Origin of the sequence: Streptomyces sp. NBC_01317 (assembly GCF_035961655.1) — a bacterium.
GTDB lineage: Bacteria > Actinomycetota > Actinomycetes > Streptomycetales > Streptomycetaceae > Streptomyces.
This window is the reverse complement of the sequence record NZ_CP108393.1, coordinates 4649777-4670502: the sequence shown is the minus strand read 5'-3', so window position 1 is coordinate 4670502 and position 20726 is coordinate 4649777. Positions and strand designations below refer to the sequence as shown.

General features: G+C 70.8%; 19 protein-coding genes. 8 read left to right on the top strand and 11 right to left on the bottom strand.

Translation table 11 applies throughout. The features are described 5' to 3' along the window. Nucleotides 1-90 precede the first annotated feature (90 nt). The 6 genes from OG349_RS20165 to mshA form a co-directional block, all read right to left on the bottom strand. On the bottom strand, nt 91-1461 hold the full coding sequence (locus OG349_RS20165) for an MFS transporter (RefSeq protein WP_327235930.1): 1371 nt from the start codon (nt 1459-1461) through the stop codon (nt 91-93). Further along, the gene (locus OG349_RS20160) at nt 1458-2060 is read right to left on the bottom strand and encodes an ArsR/SmtB family transcription factor (protein WP_327235929.1); all 603 of its coding nucleotides are present in this window, start codon (nt 2058-2060) and stop codon (nt 1458-1460) included. The genes OG349_RS20165 and OG349_RS20160 overlap by 4 nt, the downstream gene beginning before the upstream one ends. A gap of 579 nt (nt 2061-2639) precedes the next feature. Further along, entirely contained in the window at nt 2640-4358 is a 1719-nt protein-coding gene (locus OG349_RS20155) for an MFS transporter (protein ID WP_327235928.1), read from the bottom strand. Between the two features lie 80 nt (nt 4359-4438). Further along, a complete protein-coding gene (locus OG349_RS20150; protein WP_327235927.1) occupies nt 4439-6172 on the bottom strand; it encodes a glycosyl hydrolase family 28-related protein in 1734 nt (577 codons plus the stop codon). A 164-nt stretch (nt 6173-6336) separates the two neighbouring features. After that, a complete protein-coding gene (locus tag OG349_RS20145; protein ID WP_327235926.1) occupies nt 6337-6846 on the bottom strand; it encodes a YbjN domain-containing protein in 510 nt (169 codons plus the stop codon). A 48-nt stretch (nt 6847-6894) separates the two neighbouring features. Beyond that, on the bottom strand, nt 6895-8238 hold the full coding sequence (gene mshA / locus OG349_RS20140) for a D-inositol-3-phosphate glycosyltransferase (protein ID WP_327235925.1): 1344 nt from the start codon (nt 8236-8238) through the stop codon (nt 6895-6897). Between the two features lie 172 nt (nt 8239-8410). On the opposite strand from mshA, the gene OG349_RS20135 reads away from it, so the two are divergent. The 3 genes from OG349_RS20135 to OG349_RS20125 all read left to right on the top strand — a co-directional run bounded on the left by OG349_RS20135 (nt 8411) and on the right by OG349_RS20125 (nt 12257). After that, nucleotides 8411-9298: a class I SAM-dependent methyltransferase gene (locus OG349_RS20135; RefSeq protein ID WP_327235924.1), complete on the top strand. Its 888-nt coding sequence runs from the start codon at nt 8411-8413 to the stop codon at nt 9296-9298. 254 nt (nt 9299-9552) lie between these two features. Beyond that, nucleotides 9553-10677 carry an NlpC/P60 family protein gene (locus OG349_RS20130; RefSeq protein WP_442806403.1) on the top strand — a complete coding sequence of 375 codons (1125 nt, stop codon included), beginning with the start codon at nt 9553-9555 and terminating at the stop codon, nt 10675-10677. Nucleotides 10678-10925: 248 nt separating this feature from the next. Then, nucleotides 10926-12257, top strand: coding sequence for a PP2C family protein-serine/threonine phosphatase (locus tag OG349_RS20125; protein ID WP_327235922.1), 1332 nt, complete (start codon nt 10926-10928; stop codon nt 12255-12257). Nucleotides 12258-12347: 90 nt separating this feature from the next. Here OG349_RS20125 and OG349_RS20120 read toward each other — a convergent pair whose 3' ends face one another. The 4 genes from OG349_RS20120 to OG349_RS20105 all read right to left on the bottom strand — a co-directional run bounded on the left by OG349_RS20120 (nt 12348) and on the right by OG349_RS20105 (nt 15517). Then, nucleotides 12348-12686 carry a DUF2516 family protein gene (locus OG349_RS20120; protein WP_161312704.1) on the bottom strand — a complete coding sequence of 113 codons (339 nt, stop codon included), beginning with the start codon at nt 12684-12686 and terminating at the stop codon, nt 12348-12350. A gap of 176 nt (nt 12687-12862) precedes the next feature. Next, on the bottom strand, nt 12863-13594 hold the full coding sequence (locus tag OG349_RS20115) for a hypothetical protein (protein WP_327235921.1): 732 nt from the start codon (nt 13592-13594) through the stop codon (nt 12863-12865). A gap of 63 nt (nt 13595-13657) precedes the next feature. Next, nucleotides 13658-14128, bottom strand: coding sequence for a helix-turn-helix domain-containing protein (locus tag OG349_RS20110; protein ID WP_327235920.1), 471 nt, complete (start codon nt 14126-14128; stop codon nt 13658-13660). A gap of 171 nt (nt 14129-14299) precedes the next feature. After that, nucleotides 14300-15517: an MFS transporter gene (locus OG349_RS20105; protein ID WP_327235919.1), complete on the bottom strand. Its 1218-nt coding sequence runs from the start codon at nt 15515-15517 to the stop codon at nt 14300-14302. A gap of 265 nt (nt 15518-15782) precedes the next feature. On the opposite strand from OG349_RS20105, the gene OG349_RS20100 reads away from it, so the two are divergent. Both OG349_RS20100 and OG349_RS20095 read left to right on the top strand, forming a co-directional pair. Next, nucleotides 15783-16274 carry a DUF6228 family protein gene (locus OG349_RS20100; protein WP_327235918.1) on the top strand — a complete coding sequence of 164 codons (492 nt, stop codon included), beginning with the start codon at nt 15783-15785 and terminating at the stop codon, nt 16272-16274. Between the two features lie 206 nt (nt 16275-16480). Then, entirely contained in the window at nt 16481-17479 is a 999-nt protein-coding gene (locus OG349_RS20095) for a barstar family protein (RefSeq protein ID WP_327235917.1), read from the top strand. 69 nt (nt 17480-17548) lie between these two features. Here OG349_RS20095 and OG349_RS20090 read toward each other — a convergent pair whose 3' ends face one another. Further along, nucleotides 17549-18166, bottom strand: a complete 618-nt coding sequence (locus OG349_RS20090) for a DUF4240 domain-containing protein (RefSeq protein ID WP_327235916.1) — start codon at nt 18164-18166, stop codon at nt 17549-17551. 100 nt (nt 18167-18266) lie between these two features. Here OG349_RS20090 and OG349_RS20085 point away from each other — a divergent pair, with 100 nt between their 5' ends. From OG349_RS20085 to OG349_RS20075, 3 genes are all read left to right on the top strand, one after another. Then, nucleotides 18267-18860, top strand: a complete 594-nt coding sequence (locus OG349_RS20085) for an NAD(P)H-dependent oxidoreductase (protein ID WP_327238636.1) — start codon at nt 18267-18269, stop codon at nt 18858-18860. Nucleotides 18861-19057: 197 nt separating this feature from the next. Beyond that, the gene (locus tag OG349_RS20080; protein ID WP_327235915.1) at nt 19058-19843 is read left to right on the top strand and encodes a ferritin-like domain-containing protein; all 786 of its coding nucleotides are present in this window, start codon (nt 19058-19060) and stop codon (nt 19841-19843) included. After that, complete coding sequence (locus OG349_RS20075) at nt 19840-20649, top strand: ferritin-like domain-containing protein (RefSeq protein ID WP_327235914.1); 810 nt, start codon at nt 19840-19842, stop codon at nt 20647-20649. Before OG349_RS20080 ends, OG349_RS20075 begins: the two co-directional genes overlap by 4 nt. Nucleotides 20650-20726: the final 77 nt, after the last annotated feature.

Genomic DNA, 20726 nt, shown 5'->3' with positions numbered 1-20726 from the left:
AGCGCTCCCCCGCCCGGCGGTCGAAAGGCCCGAAAGGCCCGGCGCCCGGTGGCGGATCCACCGGGTGTCGGGCCTTTCGGGTACCTCGGCTCACTTCGCTGCTTCTGCGACCTTCCGCCTGTTCGGTGCCCGGCTCGAACCGCCCGCCCACAGCAGTCCCCCTCCCAGCAGCACGCCTCCCCCCACCAACCACGCCGCCGGACCCCTCGGCAGCGCGCTGATCACCAAACCCGTCAGCGCCGCCACCAGTTGGAGCGCCAGCGACTGGACCGACAACGCGGTGGCGCGGCCCGTGCCCGTGACGCGGCGGTGCAGCAGGTCGTTCTCGTTCGGGCCCGCCGCGCCCAGTCCCAGGTAGACCAGGCCGAAACCCGTCGCCCCGCCCACCAGCGCCACCGGGCCCGCGCCCGTCGCCGTGGCCCCCAGCAGGAGCAGTCCCGCCGCGCCGGATCCGAGGCTCAGCAGGACCGCGCGTTCGCCGCCGCCCGCCGCGCGGGCCGCGAGCGGGGCGAGGTGGTTGCCCAGGGCCGAGCAGACGAAGCCGGCGCAGGCCAGGCCCGCGAAGACCACCGCACCCGACTCCGCCGCGCCGGTGAGGCCGGCGGCCCGGCCGGGGGTGAGCAGTTCGAGTACGGCCAGCGCGGCGCCCGCCGCCCCCGCGCTCAGGAGGATCCGCCGGACCACGGAGTCCCTGCCGCCCAGCCGCAGCCCGTCCACGACCGTGACGGGTATGCCGCGCAGGACGGCGCGCAGGGTGGCGCGTGGCCGGGGGGGTTCCGGCAGGGCCGTCAGGACGTACACCACAAAGACGATCTCCAGGACGGCGGCCAGCAACGGCGGTACGGAGAGCGGGAGTACGAGGCCCGAGGTGGCCTCGCTCAGCCTCGCCCCGAGGTCAGGGCCCGGGCCGGGGCCCAGGCCGGGGCCCAGGCCGAGCAGCCACGGCAGGCCGCCGCCGAGGAGGGTGCCGGCGGCGAGCGCGGCGGAGGTCGCCGTACCGGCGCGGGCGAGGCCGGTACGGAGTTCCGCCTCGGGACCCGAGTGCGCCTGGACGGTGTCGACGTACCAGGCCTCGGCCGGTCCGCTCGACAACGCGCGGCCCGCGCCCATCAGCGCCATGCCGAGCGCGAGCACCCAGGCGGTGGTGCCCAGCCCTTGCAGGGTGAAGGCGGCCAGGCCCAGCAGGCCGGCGGCGGCCAGGACCGTACGGCGGCCGATGACATCGGACAGTCCGCCGGTGGGCAGTTCGAGGGCGGCGGCGGTGAGCGAGTGCGCGGCGAAGAAGCCGGCGATGGCGGTGAGGGCCATGCCGCGCTCGGTGAAAAGAAGGATCAGCGGGGCGATGGTCAGGCCCACCGGCAGCCAGTAGAGCACCGAGACGGTGACGAAGCGGCGGCGGGCGGTGTGGGGTGGGACGGGTATGTGGGGCGGGGAGGGCGCGGGTGTACGGGGCGCCGTCACCGCGCTTCCCCCTCCCCCTTCGCCGCCAGCGGCAGCGCCGCCATCACCAGGACGACCTGTTCGGCGCGCGGGTCCCCCTCGTCGCGGGCGGCCAGCTCGTCCAGCGTGCGGTGGAACACCGCCCACAACTCCCCTGCCGATTCGGGCGTCAGACGAGGCATCAGGTCGACCAGGCCCGACGGCTCCAGCCACTCCTCACCCAGCCGCCCCTCCGCGATGTCCGCCTCGTGCCGGTCGACGGAGACCTCCAGGTGCTCGATCTGGCGCCTGCGGGAGAAGTTGACGAAGGCCCGGCTGTCCGGGGACGCCGTCATCGCCTTGTTGTTCCACGAGGTCACGGAGTGCACCGCCCGCCAGCGCCGCTCCCGCCCGTCGCGGTGCGCGGCCTCCGCGACGAAGTCGTACTTCGCGAGGACCCGCAGGTGGTAGCTGGTGGAGGCGGACGACTCCCCTGTCTTGACCGCGAGTTCGCTCGCGGTGGCCGGACCGTCCTGCCGCAGCAGGCCGAGGAGCCTGATCCGGAGGGGGTGGGTGAGGGCCTTGAGGGCCGCCGCGTCCTGTTCGGGGTCGAGGACCCGCCGCTGCTCGTCGCTGACCATGCGGCGAGCGTAGAGCGGCACGGGCATTCTGCAAAAGTATTTTTGCAGAATTTCTTTGGGGAAGCGCGGAGGCCTGTCCGACGGAGGCTTGTCCGGTGGATGGGTCAGGCGTTCCGACCGCCGTAGCGCGCCCTGTACCAGGCCACCCGCTCGGCACTCATCGACGACGAGACGGCGTACACGTCACCGGCATGTGCACCGCCACGCCGCCGTTGCCCCCTCTCGGGCGACCGGCAGACCATGACGGACGCCTGGGAGGCAGGCTGCCAGTGCAGGCTGTGGCCCGGAGCGTTGGAATCCGGGACGTCCTCCAGGCGAACGCCGCGCGTGGCCAACAGCCGCTCAAGAACTCGACCATTCCGTAGTCGCGCCACATGCTCCGGTCATCAAAGGAGTTCTCGGCGAAACCGGAACCCAGGATCGCGGTGACCTGGTCGGGACTGTCCGTCGGTTTGGCGCCGAGGACCGTCCCGGACGCGATCACGCCCATGTAGAACGCGAGTGAATGCGGCGTCAACTGATCTTTCCTTGAAGAGTTGAGGTGGCCGGGGCCGCCTCAGCATAGGTGGGGCCGGTACGTCACGAAGATCCACCGGACCCGGTCCGGAGATCCTTCTTGCCGGATCCCGGCACCCCCTCCCCCGTCACCCGCGTCCCCGGATGGAACTGCGCGCACACGAACGCCACCGCCAGCGCTCCCGCCATCCCGTAGAACACCACCCTGTTCGCCTCCGCGAAGTCCAGCCTGATCGCGCCGATCGCGTCCCGCGCCGCCTGGGCGGCCGGGCCGGTGCCCGCCGGTGCGCGGGAGTCTGCGGCGCCCGTGACGGATTCCGCGATGGTGTGACCCGCTGTGTGCGCGGCGTTGTGCGAGACCCCCCGCGCCTGGAGGGTGTCCGCCACGCGGTCCGTCGTCACGTGGGTGAGGATCGTGCCGAACACCGCCAGGCCCACGCTGGCCGCGTAGTTGCGCAGGGTCTGGAGTACGCCGGTGACCTCGCCGTACGACGCGCCGATCGAGCGGTTCACCGCGTCGGTCGAGGCCGGGGAGAGCAGGAAGCCGATGCCGGCGCCGGCGAGGGCTACGTACGGCCACTGGTCGTGCATCGAGAGGTCGGTCAACTTGCTTGCCCACAAGGCGAATCCGACCGTGCCCAGAAGGGTTCCGATCTTGATCGCCGGGCGCGCGCCCCGGTGGTCCAGGATCCGGCCGCCCCATTGGGAGGCGAGGGCGAAGCCGATGAAGAAGTAGAGGAGGTAGAGGCCGGCCTGGTTCGGTGAGGCGCTCAGCGAGACCTGCGCGTACACAGAAGCGAAGAAGAAGACGGGGACAAACGCGATCATCGCGAAGAACAGCACCACCGCGTCGACGGTGAACGCCCGGTCCTTGAAGACCTGGAGCTTCACGAGCGGGTCGGGGATCCGCGGCTGGTAGAGGCAGAACACCACCAGGATCGCCAGCCCGCCCACGATGCAGCCCCAGGTCGCCCCGGAACCCCAGCCCCACGTGGCCGCCTGCTGGAGACCCGCCACGCTCAGGCCCATGCCGGCCGCGACCAGCACCGCGCCCGGTACGTCGAGGGGCTCCCTGCGGCCGGTACGGGGGATGTGGGCGCGCGCCGCCAGGGCGAGGGCGATCACGGCGACCGGGACGTTGATCCAGAAGATCGCCCGCCACGTCCAGTCGGTGAGCGCGCCGCCGAGGATCGGGCCGATGGCGGTGAGGCCGCCCGACAGGCCGAAGAACACCGCGAGGGCCCTGCCGCGCCGTTCCACCGGGAACACCGTGATGACCACGGCGAGGGCGGCGGGGAAGAGCAGCGCCGCGCCCGCGCCCTGGGTGGCACGGAAGATGATCAGCCACTCCTCCGCGAAGTCCCCCTTGGGGACGGCGCCGCAGAGGATGGAGGAGATCACGAAGACGAGGGTGCCGATCACCATGATCCGGCGGTGGCCGAAGATGTCGGCGAGCCGCCCGCCGAGGGCGAAGAACGCGGCGAGGGTGAGCAGGTAGGCGTTGATCACCCACTGCATGCCGGAGGCGGTGAGTCCCAGTTCGTGGATGATGTCGGGCGCGGCGATGGCCACGATCGTCTGGTCGATGAACGTCATCGAGACGGCGAAGAGCATCGCGGCCAGGGCGAGGGTTTGGCGGGGGGCCTGGTGGGACGCCTGGTGGGGGGTGCCACCGTCGGAGCCGGGGCCCGTAGTCGAGTCGCCGCCGGGGCCTGTGGTCGAGTCCCCGCCGGGGCCCGTGTCTCCCGCGCCACCTGGAGAGATATCCCCTTTGTCGTTCATGCGAGAATCTTGCCTGTGGCGGCCCGTCACGCGTGTGCGTGCAGGCCGCCCGGCGCGTCCCGCGCCTGAGGGCCGTCACCTCACCCCAGGTACCGCTGCGCCTCGTACAGGTTGCGCGGCCTCAGCTCCTCCGGCGTCCCGTACGCCTCCAGCCGCGCGTGCAGTTCGCCCGTGAAGTCCGGTACGTCGATCTGGTCGAACTCCCGCACCTCGCTGATCCCCGCCGTCACGCTGTACGGAGCGATCTCGTCGATCTTGACGAGGCCCGCGCGCCCGTTGGTGACGGTGACGTTCCAGTGCGCGAAGCGCGCCCCGTACAGCGGGCCCGCGATCGCGTCGCCGCCGTGCCGGCCGTTGTTCTCGACCGTGATCTCGGTCCGTACGCTCGCGAAGGGCATCCCCCGGTGCGTGTCGAACGTGCCCATCTCCATCAGGCCGCGCGACCAGACGTTGTAGCTCGACAGGCCCTCGGTGTTGATGCCGTGCAGCTGCGTGCCCGCGGGCGCCGGGACCGTACGCCGCTCGATCACGAAGTCCTCGATGAGGTTGTCGTGCGAACCCTCGCGGCAGAAGTACGGGTGGTGGGAGCCGCGCCCCGCGACGCGCGTACGGCGCAGGGTGCACGCCGACGCGGCGACGAGGCCGAAGCCGTTGTCGACGTGGCGTACGACGATGTCGTCGGCCCAGCAGTCGTAAGCGCACTGGAACGCAACGCCGTTGTACCCCTTGTCGAGCAGGTGCGGGGACTGCGGGGTCTCCACGGCTTCCAAAGTCAGGCCCTCCACACCGGAGTTGGTGAGCGGGGTGACGAGCGTGGTGAACTTCGGGTCCCACTCGGGGCGTACGTCGAGCGGCAACGGCCTTTCCAGGGTGAGCCGGTGGCCCCGTACGGAGACGATCCGTACCGGCCACTCGTACGGCACGTACGACGTCAGCTTGGTCATCGCGGGCCAGTCGTAGGCCGCCGGTCCCGGTCCGCCGCCCGCCATGTGCTGGAGGAGCGAGTGGTCGGTGTCGTCGGCGAGTTGGAGCAGGACCAGCTGCCCGCGTTCGAAGGCCGACGCGTCCTCGACGGTCACCGTCCGGTCGCCGCGCCGGGCGGGGGCGACGGCAGTGAGGGTGCGCCACTCGTCGCGCTTGTTGCCGGTCCAGCCCTCGAAGGGCCACGCCTGCGCCTTGATCGCAGCGGTGAGGGAGGCCCAACGCTCCTGCGGGCACAGCCAGATGAGGCCGCCGGCCCACGACCAGCTGGACTTGTCGCCGCCGTACCGGCTGCCGTACCTGCCGATGATCTCGGTGAGGTTCCGGGTCGCGAGGAGTTTCGTACGGCCGCTGCCGGCGCCGCGCAGGACCACGCCGCTGTGGCCGATCCGGATGACGTCGTCGATGCGGTACGTGCCGGGCGGGATGGTGACCGTGCCCCCGCCACGCGCTCCGGCAGCGGCGAGGGCACGGTTGATCGCGGGGGCGTCGTCCACGGAGCCGTCGCCCCGGGCGCCGTACTTCTTCACGTCGGCCACGACGGGGAGGCGGGGGAGCCGGGTGGCGCCGGCGCGGCGGCCGGCCTTCCCGACGTACGGGATCTGCGGGTGGGTGTACGGCGACCTGGTGAACTCCCGCCAGAGCGGGGAGGTGCGGGGCGTGGGCGGCCTGCGCCCAGCGGCCGCCGCGGTGCCGAGGCCGGCGCCGGTCGCCGTCACTCCGGCGGCGACAACGACGGCGCTCCTGAGCAGCGCCCTTCTGCCGAGGGCGCCTTGACCGGCCTGGCCACCCCGACCGTCCCGTCCACCCTGACCGTCCTGGCCGTCCTTCATGAGATCCGCCTCCACATACGTGAACGATGTTCAGGTGTACACATGAAGTTGTGAGCATGACATGGCGTTGTGACGGCAGGGAAGGGTCAGGAAGGCAGTTGCTCACGCTTGCCGATGCTTCCCGACGCTTGCTGGCGCTTGCTGGCGCTTGCTGGCGCTTGCTCTTATCGCTCGGTCAGATGGGTGAACGCGTCCAGGTTCCGCGTGGACTCCCCCCGCGACACCCGCCACGCGTACTCCTTGCGGATCGCGCTCGCGAAACCCAGCTCCAGCAGGGTGTTGAACGAGCCGTCCGCCGCCTCCAGGACCGACCCGAGCAGCCGGTCGATCTCGTCCTCGGTGACCGCCGCGAGCGGGATCTTCCCGGCCAGGTAGATGTCGCCGAGGCTGTCGATCGCGTAACTCACCCCGTACAGCTTGAGATTGCGCTCCAGCAGCCAGCGGTGGACCGCCTCGTCGTTCTCGTCCGGGTGCCGGATCACAAAGGCGTTGACGGAGAGGGCGTGCCGGCCGACGCGCAGGGAGCAGGTGGTGGAGAGCTTCCGGGTGCCGGGGAGGGTGACGACGTACGTCCCGGGCTCGGGGCGCTCCCACGCCAGGTCCGCGCCTCCGAGCAGCTGCTCGATGACCTGGGAGGCGTGGGTCTCGGACGGGGTCCGCGGTGCGTCAGCCATGGTGCGAATGTACGTCAGCGTGGAGGCCGCAGACGGCTTCGGCGGGCCTCAGCCGTGATGCGCGTGCCCCCGCCGCCGGTGGCTCGCCACCGCCGCTGTGTACACCTCCGCCGTCGCCGACGCCGCCGTGTCCCAGCCGAAGCACTGCGCGTGCCGGGTCGCCGCCGCGCCCATCCGGTCCACCAGCTGCGGGTGGTCCACGAAGTCGCGCAGCACGCGCGCGTACGCCGCCGGATCGTGCCCGGGTACGAGGAAGCCGGTCGACCCGTCCCGTACCGCCACCGGAAGACCGCCCACGGCCGCCGCCACCACCGGCGTTCCCGCCGCCTGGGCCTCTATGGCGACCAGGCCGAAGGACTCGCTGTACGAGGGCATGACCAGCACGGACGCCGCGCGGAACCAGTCCGCCAGCTGCTCCTGCCCGACCGGCGGCCGGAACCGCACCACATCGGCGATTCCGAGGCGCGCGGCGAGCTTCTGGAGCCCCTCCGGCTTGGCCAGGCCCGTACCGCTGGGTCCCCCGACGACCGGTACGACCAGTCGCGTACGGAGGGAGGGGTCCTGGTCCAGGAGGACGGCGACGGCGCGCAACAGCACGTCAGGGGCCTTGAGCGGCTGGATCCGGCCGGCGAAGAGCGGGATGAACGCGTCCTGCGGCAGCCCGAGGCGCGCGCGGGCGGCGGCGCGGCCGTCGGCGGGCGAGAAACAGTCGAGATTCACACCGGGGTGCACGACGGCGGCCTTCGCGGGGTCCGCGTCGTAGAAGCGGACGAGGTCGTCGGCCTCCTCCTGCGTGTTGGCGATCAGCCGGTCGGCGGCGCGCACGATCTGCGTCTCGCCGATGACCCGGGCCGCGGGCTCGGGTGTGTCGCCCTCCGCGAGCGCGGCGTTCTTGACCTTGGCCATGGTGTGCATGGCGTGGACGAGGGGGACGCCCCAGCGTTCGGAGGCGAGCCAGCCGACGTGTCCCGACAGCCAGTAGTGGGAGTGGACGAGGTCGTAGTAGCCGGGGCGCTGGCCGGCCCAGGCCTGCATCACGCCGTGGGTGAAGGCGCAGAGCTGCGCGGGCAGTTCCTCCTTGGCCAGGCCCTCGTAGGGGCCCGCGTCCACGTGCCGTACGAGCACGCCGGGCGCCAGCTCCACGGCGGGCGGCAGGGCGCCGGTGGTGGCGCGCGTGAAGATCTCCACCTCGATGTCGAGGGTGGCCAGGCGCTTCGCCAGCTCGACGATGTAGACGTTCATCCCGCCCGCGTCGCCCGTCCCCGGCTGGTGCAGCGGGGAGGTGTGGACGCTCAGCATGGCGATGCGCCGGGGCCTGCGCGACTGACCGGGAATGCGCGGTCTGGGCGGGGACGCCATCATGCCGGCGATGCGGGAGACGGACTGGCTCACGTCTACGGTCCTCTCGCTCGGAGCACGACGAAGAGAGGGCGTGCGGCACCCTCCGACCTCGGACAACAGCGGAATGCGTCCTTGCATTTCCCTCTTTGCCAAATCGTTGCCAGGGGACGCTGAACCCTGGGACGAATCCTGGGGTCGTCCGGCCTTCGTTACGCTCCTTTCCATGGCCGCGCGCTCGACCCCTTCGTCCCCTTCCTCCTCCGTTCCCCGCCCTGTGGGCACGGTCACACGCGGCACCACCCACCAGAACCGGCTGCGGCGCATGGACCGCTGGATCGCCGCCGCGCACGGGCCGGCCCTGCGGCGCTCGGCCGATCCCGTGGTGGTGGACCTGGGGTACGGGGCGGCGCCCTGGACGGCCGTCGAGCTGCTGCGCCGGCTGCGGGCGGCGGAGCCGCGTACCGAGGTCGTCGGGATCGAGATCGACCCGGCGCGGGTCGCGGCGGCGCTGCCGTACGAGGAGGACGGGCTGCGCTTCCGGCACGGCGGCTTCGAGATACCGCTGCCCGCGGACCGGCGGCCGGGCGTCGGGACACCGCTGCCGGGCTTCGCGACGCCGCTGTCGGCAACCCGGCGGCCGGTGCTCGTCCGGGCCGCCAATGTGCTGCGGCAGTACGAGGAGGGCGAGGTCGCCGCGGTCTGGGCGCGGCTGTGCGCGCGCCTGGCGCCGGACGGGCTGCTGGTGGAGGGGACGTGCGACGAGATCGGGCGGCGGCACGTCTGGGTCGCGCTCGGGCCCGAGGGGCCGCGTACGGTCACCTTCGCGACGCGGCTCGGCTCGCTGGGCCGGCCGTCCGACCTGGCGGAGCGGCTGCCGAAGGCGCTGATCCATCACAACGTCCCGGGCGAACCGGTCCACGCGTTCCTGCGGGACTTCGACCGGGCGTGGGCGGCGGCGGCGCCGTATGCCTCGTTCGGCGCGCGGCAGCGGTGGGTCAGGGCCGTACGGGATCTGTCGGCCGACTGGCCGGTGGGGTCCGATGCGCGGCGGTGGCGGCAGGGAGAGGTGACGGTGGAGTGGGCGGCGCTGGCGCCCGGTGGGGCGCGGTGAGGCTCGGTGACGGTCGGTGAGCCCGGTGAGGCCCGGTGAGGAGTCAACCACCCAGTCGCCCCTGTCGCTTTGACCGAGGGCGTGGCACGATTCCCGACGGTGCGTGAAGTGCTGAGCGAGGGGCGCATCAGTTCGGTGTCCGGCTCGGTGTTCAGCTCGGTGTTCAGCCGGACGACATCTCGCGGATGCCGTTCGCCCGTGCTCTTCGCCGATGCTGTTCCCAGATGTTGTTCGCCGATGATGTGGGGGAGTTCGTGGGCCGACGACGCAGTGCCGCCGCCGCGATCACGCTGGTCTGCGCTCTCGCCGCGCTGGCGTCGCCGCAGGCGATGAGCGGCGCGTACGCGGCCCCCGCGCCGCCCGGTCCCTCGTTCTCCCCGTCCGCCGTGCCGCCGCCGCCCGTCGAACTCCCCCCGGGGGCCGGGCAGTCGGGCACCCCCGGCAAGAAGTCGCTGGACGACATACGGATCGAGCTGGACGCCCTCTACGAGAAGGCCGCGTCCGCGACCGACACGTACAACCTCGCCGACGAGCAGTACCAGAAGCTGTCGGCGGAGGTGTCGACGCTGACGCAGGACCTCGTCCGGGGCCAGGCGCGTATCGACGAGCTGAACAAGACCGCGGGGGCCGCCGCGCGGGCGCAGTACCGGGGCGGCGGGCTGCCGCCCGAGGCGCAGTTGGTGCTCACCGACGACCCCGGCCTCTTCCTGGACGGGGTGGGGCGGCTCCAGGAGAGCCAGCGCGCCACGCACCGCCTGATCGCCGAACTGACGCGGGCGCAGGAGGACTTGAAGACGTACGCGCAGGACGCCGGTACGGAGTGGGCGAAGCTGGAGGTCAGCCGGGCCAAGAAGGAGAAGGCCAAGGAGGAGATCACCCAGCAGATCGCCGCGGCGGAGAAGATAGAGGCCGGCCTGGAGAAGGAAGACCTCGCGCGGCTGGCGAGGCTCCAGGACGACGCGGCCCTCAAGGCGCAGTCGGCGTGGCTCGGGTCCGGGGCGCTCAAGGACATCAACCGCGGGGCGAGCGCCCAGGGCAAGCAGGCGATCGCGTTCGCGACGGCGCAGATCGGGAAGCCGTACGTGTGGGGGGCCGAGGGACCGTCCTCGTACGACTGCTCGGGGCTGACCTCGGAGGCGTGGTCGGCGGCCGGGCGGCCCATCCCCCGTACGTCCCAGGAGCAGTGGCGGCAGCTGCCGCGGGTCCCGGTCGCGGACATGCGGCCCGGCGATCTGATCATCTACTTCGAGGACGCGAGCCATGTGGGGATGTACGTGGGCGACGGCACGATCGTGCACGCGCCGCGGCCGGGGCGGAATGTGACGCTGGCGGGGGCGGGCACGATGCGGATCCTCGGGGTCGTACGGCCGGACAAGTAGCGCGCGGCTACGTGGCTTGTATGTGACGCGAGCCACGGCGGAGAGGCCGGACCTCCCGCCCGTACGTGATGTTTGTCATGACCGGATATGCCGAAATCTGCCGGATGTGTTACCGCCGGGGGCATATGACGGTGGCTCTTCCTTCGCACACCATTCCGTTTCGGTGCCGGCTACCGCTATCGTCCCCGTCTGGTGGAGCGCAGATCGTCCTCCGCCGCCCTCGGGGGGAGGGAAGGAAACCAAGAACGATGTCCGTACCCGCTCCCGTACCGAGGCAGCGCACGAGTTCGCCGACCGCGCCGGCGATCGCCTCACCGGCGACGCATCCGGCGACGAATCCGGCGGCGAATCGGACCGCGCTTCCTTCGGCGCTCCCCGAGGAGCGTCGGTATCCGGCCAGCGAGAACGCCAAGAGCGGCGACCTGGTGCTGCTGGTGATCGAGGACGACCCGCGGCGTACCTTCACCGCCCCCGAGCACCCCGAGGGCGCGGGCGTCCGGGTCCGGGTCCGTACCGCCCGCAACCTCACCGAGGCCGAGCGGCTGCTCACGGACGACATCCACTGCATCCTGGTGGACCTCGCCCTGCCCGGTTCCGACGACAGTGACGACCTGGCCCTGCTCAAGCACGTCCTGCGGCTGGCTCCCCGCCACGCCGTACTGGCGCTGGCGGCGGAGGGCGACGGCGAGCGGGCGGCGGCGGCCGTACGGGTCGGGGCGCAGGACTTCCTCTTCCGCGACGAACTGGACGGGCGGCTGCTGAGCCGGGCGATCCGGTACGCGGTCGAACGCAAGCGCGCCGACATCGCGCAGCGCCAGCTCACCGAGTCGCGGCTGCGCGCCCAGGAGAACGCCCGGCTGGAGCGCGGGCTGCTCCCCACTCCCCTGCTCCAGGGCTCCGACCTGCGCTTCGCGGCCCACTACCGGCCCGGCAGATCGCGGGCGCTGCTGGGCGGGGACTTCTACGACACGGTCCGTACGCCGGACGGCACCGTCCACGCGATGATCGGCGACGTGTGCGGGCACGGCCCGGACGAGGCGGCGCTGGGCGTGGAGCTGCGGATCGCGTGGCGGGCGCTGACGCTGGCGGGGCTGAGCGGGGACCGGCTGCTCTCGACGCTCCAGCAGGTGCTGGAGCACGAGCGGGAGAGCGAGGAGATCTTCGCGACGCTCTGCACGGTCGACATCGCGCCGGACGGCCGGCGGGCCGGGCTGTGCCTGGCCGGGCACCCGTCACCGCTGGTCCGGCGGGCCGGGACGGCGGCGCGGCTGCTCCCGTACGAGGACGGCGGACCGGCGCTGGGCCTGCTGGCGCGCGCCCGCTGGCCCCGGCTCCAGGTCGAGCTGGGCGGGGCGTGGAGTCTGATGATGTACACGGACGGGCTGATCGAGGGGCGCGTGGGCCCCGGCGAGAAGCAGCGGCTGGGTCAGGACGGCATGGTCGAGATGATCAACCGGCAGCTGGCGGCGGGGCTCCGGGGCGACGCGCTGCTGGAGGCGGCGGTGGCGGAGGCGCGGGAGCTGAACGGCGGGGAGCTGACGGACGACGTGGCGGTGCTGCTGCTGGACCGGGGCGAGTGAGGGGGAGCCTGCCCCGGTTGCCCGCCCCTTTTGCAGGCCCCTTTTGCAGGCCCCTTTTGCAGGCCCCTTTTGCCGGACTGACTCCCTGACTCACCGACCGCCGTTGTAGGGCCCGTAGGGACCGTCACTGCTCGACCCGCCGCTGCGGCGACCGCCGCCGGAGACCTGGCGGAGGGCGGGCCGTACGTCGACCATGAAGACGATCGTGGCGACGAGCCCGGCGATCTGGAGGAAGAAAATGCTGGACAGGAAGAAGTCCACGGCCACCACCACACCGAGGATGATCAGCCAGAAGCTCTTGGTCTTCTTGTCGGCCGCCGGGTAGGCGTCCTTGCGGGCCGTCGCGGCGAAGATCAGCGCGACGACGGCGAACACGAGCATCGCGAGGCTGAGAAGGCCGAAAATATTGTTGAACCCTGAGATCAACACGCTGAGCACCGCCTAATGACCCGATGAGTGGTGAAGCGCCGGGGACGCCCTGTTACGCCAAGGTACCGGGAGAACGAGCCGGACACGGGTGAGGTGCCCGACCCGCCCTCTCCGTAACGGTGACGGCTATGACTGCGGCTATCGCCCCAGGGCGACGACGACGCACGGCGCCGGGGTCACTTGCCGGACGAGTCGGACATACCTGACGGGCCGGACGTGCCGGGCGTGCCGGACGTGCCGGACGGCGGGGTCGTCTTGCGGGGGGTGGTCCTGCGCGGGGTGGTCTTACGGGCGGCGGCGGCCTTGGAGGCGGGCCTGGAGGGAGCGGCCTTGCTCTCACCCTTCCCCTCGGTCTTACCCTCCGCCTTGGGCGCGGACTTCGCGTCGGCGGCCTTGGCGGGACCGGCCTTGGCGGCACCGGGCTTGGCGGGAGCAGGCTTGCCAGGGGCAGGCTTGGCGGCGGTCTCGGGCTCGACGGCGACGGCGATCTCGGTGATCTCCTCCGCGGCCTCACCACGCCACGCCCGTACGGTCTGCTCACCGCGCTCGGCGACCTTCTCGTACGTCTCACGCGCCCGGACCGCGTACTCGGCGGCCACGCCCACACTGCGCAGCGCCAGGTCCTGGGCGGTCTCGCCGAGCTTCCTGAGATCGGCGGGGTCGAACGCCCCGAACACCTCGGTGACCCTGGCCTGGGCCTCCTTGGCCTGGTCGGCGACCCGGTCCTGCACGACCTTGGGATCGGTGTTCCGTACGGCGTCGAACCGGGCCGGGGCCTCGGACCGCAGCTGCTCGATCAGGCCGGGCACCTTCTTGGCCTGCTCGACGGCGAGGTCGGCGGTGCCGGCGGCGAAATAGAAGGGGGTCGGGTCGGTGAACGTCTTGCGCAGGTCATCGGCGATGGCCATGACGGTGATCCTCCGGATCAGGGGGTGGGTGGCTTGGGGGCACCACCATCGGCGGTGCCTTCCTCAACGGCGTTTCTCGACGTCTTCGGCATCCTCGACGTCTTCGGCATCCTCGGCGACAAGGGCGGCGGCAACCGTCTCCGCATCGGCCCCGAGCTTCGCCCCCAACGTCGCCTCGACCGTCGACTCGAATCCGTTCTCCTTGCGGAAGGACTCGTAGATCTGGAGCAGCACCTGCTTCTGCCGCTCGTTTATGGACGGATCGGCGAGGAGGACGGCACGCGTCTCCAACTCCTGCCGCTCCCGCTCGTCCAACATCCCGGCCTGCACGTACAGCGTCTCCGCGGAGATCCGCAACGCCTTGGCGAGCTGCTGGAGGATGTCCGCGCTGGGCTTGCGCAGACCCCGTTCGATCTGGCTGAGGTACGGATTGGACACCCCGGCGGCATCAGCGAGCTGCCGCAAGGACAGCCGCGCCGTGCGCCGCTGCTCGCGCAGGTACTCACCAAGATTGCCGACGTTGAGCGATGCCATGCCTTTATGCTGCACCACACCCGCTAACTTTTGCAAGCACAACGCTTGCAAAAGTGTTCACCCGCCCAGGCAATCCGAATGACGTCGCGCCTGGTGCTGAACCGTCTCGCTCAATCTGGCGCATGGCGCGTCAGCGCCTCATGCGTGTGGGGGATCATCCGGACGCCGTCGTCACTTGATCTCGATCCGCCGAAGCGAGGGCACCAACAGCGGCACCAGCATCGCCACCGCCGCAACCCCGCCGCCGGTGACGGCGATCGTCGCTGTCCCGAACACCGCGGCGAGGATCGGCGTGGACAACTGACCTATGGGAATGGGCACGAAGGACCAGAACTCGTCTTGGGCGCCGACCCGGGAGAGCAGCCGCTCGGGAACGTGGGTGTTATTGACGGTCTCCCACACGACGGTGAAGAACTCCGAGGCCACCCCTGCCACAAACGCCGCCGCGGCCAGCCAGAACGTGTTCGCGGCAGCTCCGAGCAGGATCAGCGGAACGGCGCCCATGGTCATCGAGGACAGCGCGGGCACCATCGGGCGCCGCACCGTCAGCCTCACCATCACCACACTGGCCAGCAGAGCTCCAACACCGCGGGCGCTCAGCACAAGTCCCCAGCCCTCAGGACCGATCGTGGCGTTCGCGATCACCGGGCCCAGGATCTGCCAGACCCCCAGGTTGAGGGCGTTGAAGACGGCAAAGGCCGAGGTGACCGTCCAAATCCACGGAGTCGAACTGAAGTAACCCCAGCCTTCCCGCAGTTCGGCAAGCATCGTCGTGCCGCCCTCGGTACGCCGTGGCGGTTCAGGCAGCGACATACGCGCGAAGAATGCGGCCGCAAGAAGGAAGGAGGCGGCGTCCGCGGCGATCGCCCAGCCGCCACCCACGGAAGCGGTCAACAGGCCGGCCACGGTCGGGCCAAGGATGCGAGTGGCGTTCCTGACAGACCCCAGCAAGGAACTGGCCTGCCGGATGCCTCGTCCCACCGCCAGATTCGAGACGATGCCGCGCAACGCGGGCTTGGTCAGTCCCTGAAAGATGCCGTTGAGGGCAGAGAGCGGCAGCAGGAACGCCGGATGCTGGTGGGCCAGCAGGACGAACGCGACGCCAACCTGTGTGAGACCGGCGCCCAGACTGGTGAGACACAGCACGGTGTCGCGCCGGTAGCGGTCGGCGATACCACCACCGAGGAGAAGCATCGCGACCATCGGGACCAAGGCCGCAGTGGTGACTGCGGACAGCCAGGCCGCACTGTTGGTGACCTCCAAGACGCCGAAGGCCAGGGCGACAGGCGACATGGCGCTGCCAGCCAGGGAGATCGACTGGCCCGCCAGGAACCGGCGAAAAGCCGTAGAGCGGAGCGGCTGCCCGGACGCGAGGCCGGCACTGGACACCGGTGTTGCGCCAATTTCAGGGACGTGAGGATCTCGATCCTCTGGCGCGTCTGATGCAGGCACAAGGGGCAACCGTGCCAGCTGACGCAGGACGCCTCAAGTGGTTTGGTCGGCGCCACATTCCCGTGGCCGCATGCAGGACCCGTCACCTTGGCGGAACAAGTAGTCAATGCCTCACCTCAAGCGAGACAGACGGCTCCGAATCGTCTCGCTGAACCTGAGGTATCGCAGGTCAAGCCCTCACCCTGCCCCACTCTGCCCCACCTTGAGCGAGACCGGACAGCTGACCTGGCGTTCGCCCATGACCTCCCCGGACGGCGCCGTCGACGACAAGCCCGGCGTGACCATCCGTTCCCTGGACAACGCGGCCGTAAGGGTGCGGCTCAGCGAAACGCAGCCGTTCGACGAAGGCTGCGTCCAGTACACGGTCGAGGCCTGGGCTCCCGGCTTGGCCGCGCGTGTCGACGAGGTCGTGGCCTGGATCTGGGACGCCGATCTCGCGGCCTTCCTCACCGAGCTGGCCGGAGACTACCGGGGCTGGGAGGGCGAGCGGACCTGGCGGACACATGACGGAGATCTGGCGGTGTCGGCCGTCTTTCGGGCCGGCGGCCAAATCGGACTGACGTGGACGTTGCGCCCCTGGCCGGATGTCGCGGGAGGATGGACCGCTTCGGTGACCATCTGGCTGGAGGCCGGAGCACAGATGTCCTCCCTGGCAGCAGATGTCCAGCACTTCCTCGCCGAGGAGCCGCAGTGACATCCAGCGTGCGCATCACGTGGACCCCAGAGGCACATGGGTGGGCTGACTTCACTACGTGCGACCGGCGGTAATCCTTGGCCTCGTCCGTCAGAACACGGTCGGGCATGATTCCCGCTGTGCATGAGGACGAGAACGCTCGCGGGAGCGCGCTGTACACACTGGCCGAGACACAGCACGGTCATGTCTGGGGCGTCTGAACCAAGGTGGAAGGGCTGTTCGGAGAATCCCCGCGTGGGACGTACGAGCTGTTCGGCTGGGTTCCGGAGGGATCCGGCGTGCCCGGTCGGGCCGGCAGCAGGGTGTGGCTGGTGCCGGACGACGAGGCACTCGATGCCTGGCTGCTGGAGGACGCGGAGAGTTTGGAGCAACTCCCCGGGACGGACAGTCTGGTGCTCACGGGCCTGGACGACTACGGAGGTCCGCCCGAGAGGTACAGGGGTCGCGTTCGCGTGCACGACGGGCGTCGCCGGCTGGGCTCCTGCCGGGAATTCACCCGCGTCCTGCCCTCTGAGCAGGTGCCCGCACCACTTGTCCTGCGAGGGCTCGCGCCGAGTAATCAGCTGCGGGTGGCACTGATGAAGGGCACCCGGCGGGCGCTGGATCTGGAGGAGGCCGCTCTGGAGATACGGGACGATCGAGGCGAGTTTCTTACTGATCGGCTGCTGTGGGCCATGATCAGCGCGTGGGGCCCATCCTCCTGCGGGGCGGACCTGATCGACCTGGAGCTGGACGGGGGCCGCTTCACACCCGTACCCGAGTACGCGCGGCCCGTCTGGGAGCAGTGGCTCGCCGGACCACCTGACGCCGCGAATGCCTGGGCCGGTCTCGACACCCGTCGCCGCGGGGCCTGGCACGACCTCGTTCGCGAGCGGGGCTGCCGACGATCCCACCGTGACCGGCCGGCCGGTCACGCCTACGAACTCGACGGCCGGCACGTCACCGACGAGCCAGCTCTCTACCTCGCGCTCGGCGAGGCGGTCAACGGGCCGGGGGGCTACTTCGGCGGCTGCCTCGCCGCCCTCGACGACTGCCTACGCGGCACCTTCGGCTACACCGCCCCCTCCACCCTGCTCTGGCGGGACGCCACGACCGCGCGCGAGCACCTGTCCCACACCCTGACACCGGACGGCCGGCCCTACGACCTGTTCACCGCGGTCCTTAAAACCCTGGCCGAGGGCGGCATGGACGTCACCCTGGCATGAGCGGCTGTCCGATCGGTAGCCCAATCTGACGACTCACTCAGCTGGTTCGCCGTCCGGCTTCGCTTGTGTTCAGTTCGGTGAGAGGCGGCGCGGGTCGTCGGCAGGGGGTGGCAGGGGAAACATGGCGCTCAGTCTTGGCAGTCTGCGGGATGCCTCGGTCTCGCTGCGTGCGTCCCATTGCTTTCCGAGCGGATCGGAGCGGACCGCTCCGGCGCTCTGCTCGGCGTCGAGTGCTTTGTGGAATGCTTCGCCGCCGTCATCGTTGGGACCGGTCAGAATTCCGTACGCCTTCATGGCGACATAGTCGAGCGACTCCCAGTCGGGCCAGTCGTCGTTCCATAGCTCTCGCGGACGGGCCGCCAGGTGCTGGAGCTCCGGGGTGTCGGCCAGTGCGTCGGGATCGGCCACCGCCTGCGCGAAGGCCTCCCGGCCGAGGCCCACCATCCACAGGCCGAAGTAGCGGAATCCGTCGTCCGAACACCACCCGCCGGAGATCCGGTCCGCCGCTGCCCACAGATCCCACGTGAACGCTTCGTCTGTCACCTCGTCCAGGCGCATCTGGAACCGCACGACTTCGGTCGGCGGTCTTCGCGACAGCTCGTCGCGCAGCCATGTGAGTCGTTCGTCCGGGGTTCGGGCCCGGCGGCGGCACTTCTCGATGAGTTGCCAGAAAGAGTCCGCGTTCATGGCCGCACTGTGCCAGATATGGTCCTGTCTTCCTCACGTCGACGGCGTTGTTCGTGGGGGGCGGTTTTGTCGGTGGGTTCGTGTGGGCTGGGGGGCGAGTATGCGTATTGCGGTGTATCTCGCGCATCCGCGGGTGGGGAGTTTCAACCACGCGGTGTTCGACGCGGTGGTCGGGGAGTTGCGGGGGCGCGGGTGTGAGGTGTTCGCGCACGATCTGTGCGCTGAGGGGTTTGTGCCGGTCATGGGGGCGGATGAGACCGGCACCGTTCAGGGGGTGAGTGCGCAGGACGCGCAGGTGGCCTCGCATCGGGTGGAGGTGGCCGCCGTTGATGCCTTGGTGTTCGTTCATCCGAACTGGTGGGGGATGCCGCCCGCCGTTCTCACCGGCTGGGTGCAGCGCGTGCTCGCGCCCGGTGTCGCGTACAAGCTCGGTACCGCGGACGGGGAGCCCGTGGGGCTGCTCAAGGCCGGCAAGGCCCTTGTGCTGAATACGTCCGACACTCCCGCCGGCCGGGAGGAGAGTGAGTTCGGGGACCCGCTGCGACAGATCTGGGCGGCGTGCGTCCTGCCGTACGTGGGAGTCGCCGACGTGCGCCGGGTCGTCTTCCGTACCGTCACCGGCTCGTCCGGCGAAGTCCGCGCCGGCTGGCTCCGGCAGGCGCGTCAGGAGGCTGCCGCGCTGTTGGTCCGGTAGATGGTTGAAGCAGGTGGTTGAAGCAGGTGGTTGAAGGGGCTACCGGATCCGTGTACGCCAATTGCTCCACTTTCTCCACCGGAGGGGTGAATCGCTGGGCCATGCCGGTGATGTCGGCAATCCTTCCCCGTCCTCATCGCGAATGTGTCGGTGTAAGGGCCCGCGACCGCGTGGGCTCCGGGACGAGATGGGGCGTGATGGGCGCAGAACGCGTCGACACCCGGCTGCTCGAACAACTCACCGAGCAGTCGCAGGACTTGAACAGTGATGCGGTGAAACTGACCCGCGGTGCGCTGGCGGACTTCGCCGGGGCGGCCGAGCCGCCGGCGCGCTGGTGGCGGCGGGGCGGGGCGTTGGCCGGGGCGATCGGGGCGGCCACGCTCCTCGGGTCCGCCCGGGCGGCCGCGGCCACCACGAAGGACGACATCATGGCGCTCCAGACGGCCGCGTCGATCGAGAACCTGGCGGTGAGCGTCTACCAGACGGCCGCCGGGCTGTCGTTCATCAAGGACGGCAACAAGACGATCGCGGCGTTCATCGCCAAGACCACCCAGCAGCACCAGGCGCACGCGAAGGCCTTCAACGCCGCCGCCACCCAGGCCGGCGGCAAGGCGCAGACGGGTACGGACCCGAAGTACGCCGCCGTCGTGAAGCAGACCCTCCCCACGATCAAGAACTCCGCCGACGTGGTCAAGCTGGCCATCACGCTGGAGGACGTGGCGGCGCAGACGTACACGAAGAACGTCGGCCAGGTCAGCAGCGCCCAGCTGCGCCAGCTCTTCGCCTCCGTTGCGCCCGTCGAGGCGCAGCACCGCGCGACGCTGCTGGCCGTGCAGTCCCTGCTCGCCTCGGGCGACGACAGCCTGATCGCGATCCCGACGGACGTGGCGAAGCTGCCCGCCGCCGTCGGCACCGTCGGCATTCCCGACACCTTCTACCCGACCACGAACGCGTCGCCGATCACCGAAGGAGCCGTCAAGTGAGTACGACACAGCGCGGCTGGGAGCTGCCTCTCAGCGAGGCTCAGCTCGACCGGCTGACCAAGGACATGGACGAGGCCCATCGCGAGACGCTGCCCGCGATGCGGGCCGGTGCCGCCGCTCTCACCGAGCAGGTCAGGGACGCGGACGGCCCCGCCGACCGGGGGCGCCGCAGCTTCCTGCTGGGCGCGGGTGGCGTCGGCGCCGCGTTCGTCCTGGCGGCGTGCTCCAGCGGCAAGGGCTCGTCCTCGTCGTCCGCGCCGACCGACCTGGACTCCCCGGCGGTCGCCGCGAAGGCGGAGACGTACACCGGCGACCTGCGGGTCGTGGCCCTGGCGGTGGCGCTGGAGAACCAGGCCGTGGGGGCCTACAAGGCCACGCTCGCGGCGGCGAAGGCGGGCAAGCTCGGGACCGTGCCGCCCGCCGTGGCGAGCTTCGTCACCAAGGCGATGGCCCAGCACGCCGACCACGCCAAGGCGTGGAACGCCGTGCTCACCAACGCGGGCAAGCCCGCCATCACCAACGTGCCCCTCTCGAACCAGGCGCAGGTCACGGCCGCGCTGGGCAAGGCCAAGAACGTCGGCGAGGTGGCCGCGCTCGCCCTCCAGCTGGAGGACCAGGCCGCCGAGACGTACCTCTTCGCGACCTTCAACGTGAAGAGCCAGGGCGCGATCGAGACGGCCGCGACCATCGCGCCCGTCGAGGCGATGCACGCGGCGATCCTGCACTTCGTCCTGGGGCAGTACCCGGTGCCGGACACGTTCCTGCCGGTGAACAAGGCGGCGAAGACCAGTCTGTTGACCGTTTAGGGCGGGGAGGCCGGGCTGGGGGCGTACGACCCGTCGCGGTCGGTCGGTCGGTCTTCGCGGAAGCGGTACGGGGCGTC

Bases quoted from the DNA above. Each gene is read 5' to 3' on its own strand.
- OG349_RS20160 (WP_327235929.1), bottom strand. From the start codon at position 2,060: ATGGTCAGCGACGAGCAGCGGCGGGTCCTCGACCCCGAACAGGACGCG.
- OG349_RS20155 (WP_327235928.1), bottom strand. From the start codon at position 4,358: ATGAACGACAAAGGGGATATCTCTCCAGGTGGCGCGGGAGACACGGGC.
- OG349_RS20150 (WP_327235927.1), bottom strand. From the start codon at position 6,172: ATGAAGGACGGCCAGGACGGTCAGGGTGGACGGGACGGTCGGGGTGGC.
- OG349_RS20145 (WP_327235926.1), bottom strand. From the start codon at position 6,846: ATGGCTGACGCACCGCGGACCCCGTCCGAGACCCACGCCTCCCAGGTC.
- OG349_RS20135 (WP_327235924.1), top strand. From the start codon at position 8,411: ATGGCCGCGCGCTCGACCCCTTCGTCCCCTTCCTCCTCCGTTCCCCGC.
- OG349_RS20125 (WP_327235922.1), top strand. From the start codon at position 10,926: ATGTCCGTACCCGCTCCCGTACCGAGGCAGCGCACGAGTTCGCCGACC.
- OG349_RS20115 (WP_327235921.1), bottom strand. From the start codon at position 13,594: ATGGCCATCGCCGATGACCTGCGCAAGACGTTCACCGACCCGACCCCC.
- OG349_RS20110 (WP_327235920.1), bottom strand. From the start codon at position 14,128: ATGGCATCGCTCAACGTCGGCAATCTTGGTGAGTACCTGCGCGAGCAG.
- OG349_RS20090 (WP_327235916.1), bottom strand. From the start codon at position 18,166: ATGAACGCGGACTCTTTCTGGCAACTCATCGAGAAGTGCCGCCGCCGG.
- OG349_RS20085 (WP_327238636.1), top strand. From the start codon at position 18,267: ATGCGTATTGCGGTGTATCTCGCGCATCCGCGGGTGGGGAGTTTCAAC.
- OG349_RS20080 (WP_327235915.1), top strand. From the start codon at position 19,058: ATGGGCGCAGAACGCGTCGACACCCGGCTGCTCGAACAACTCACCGAG.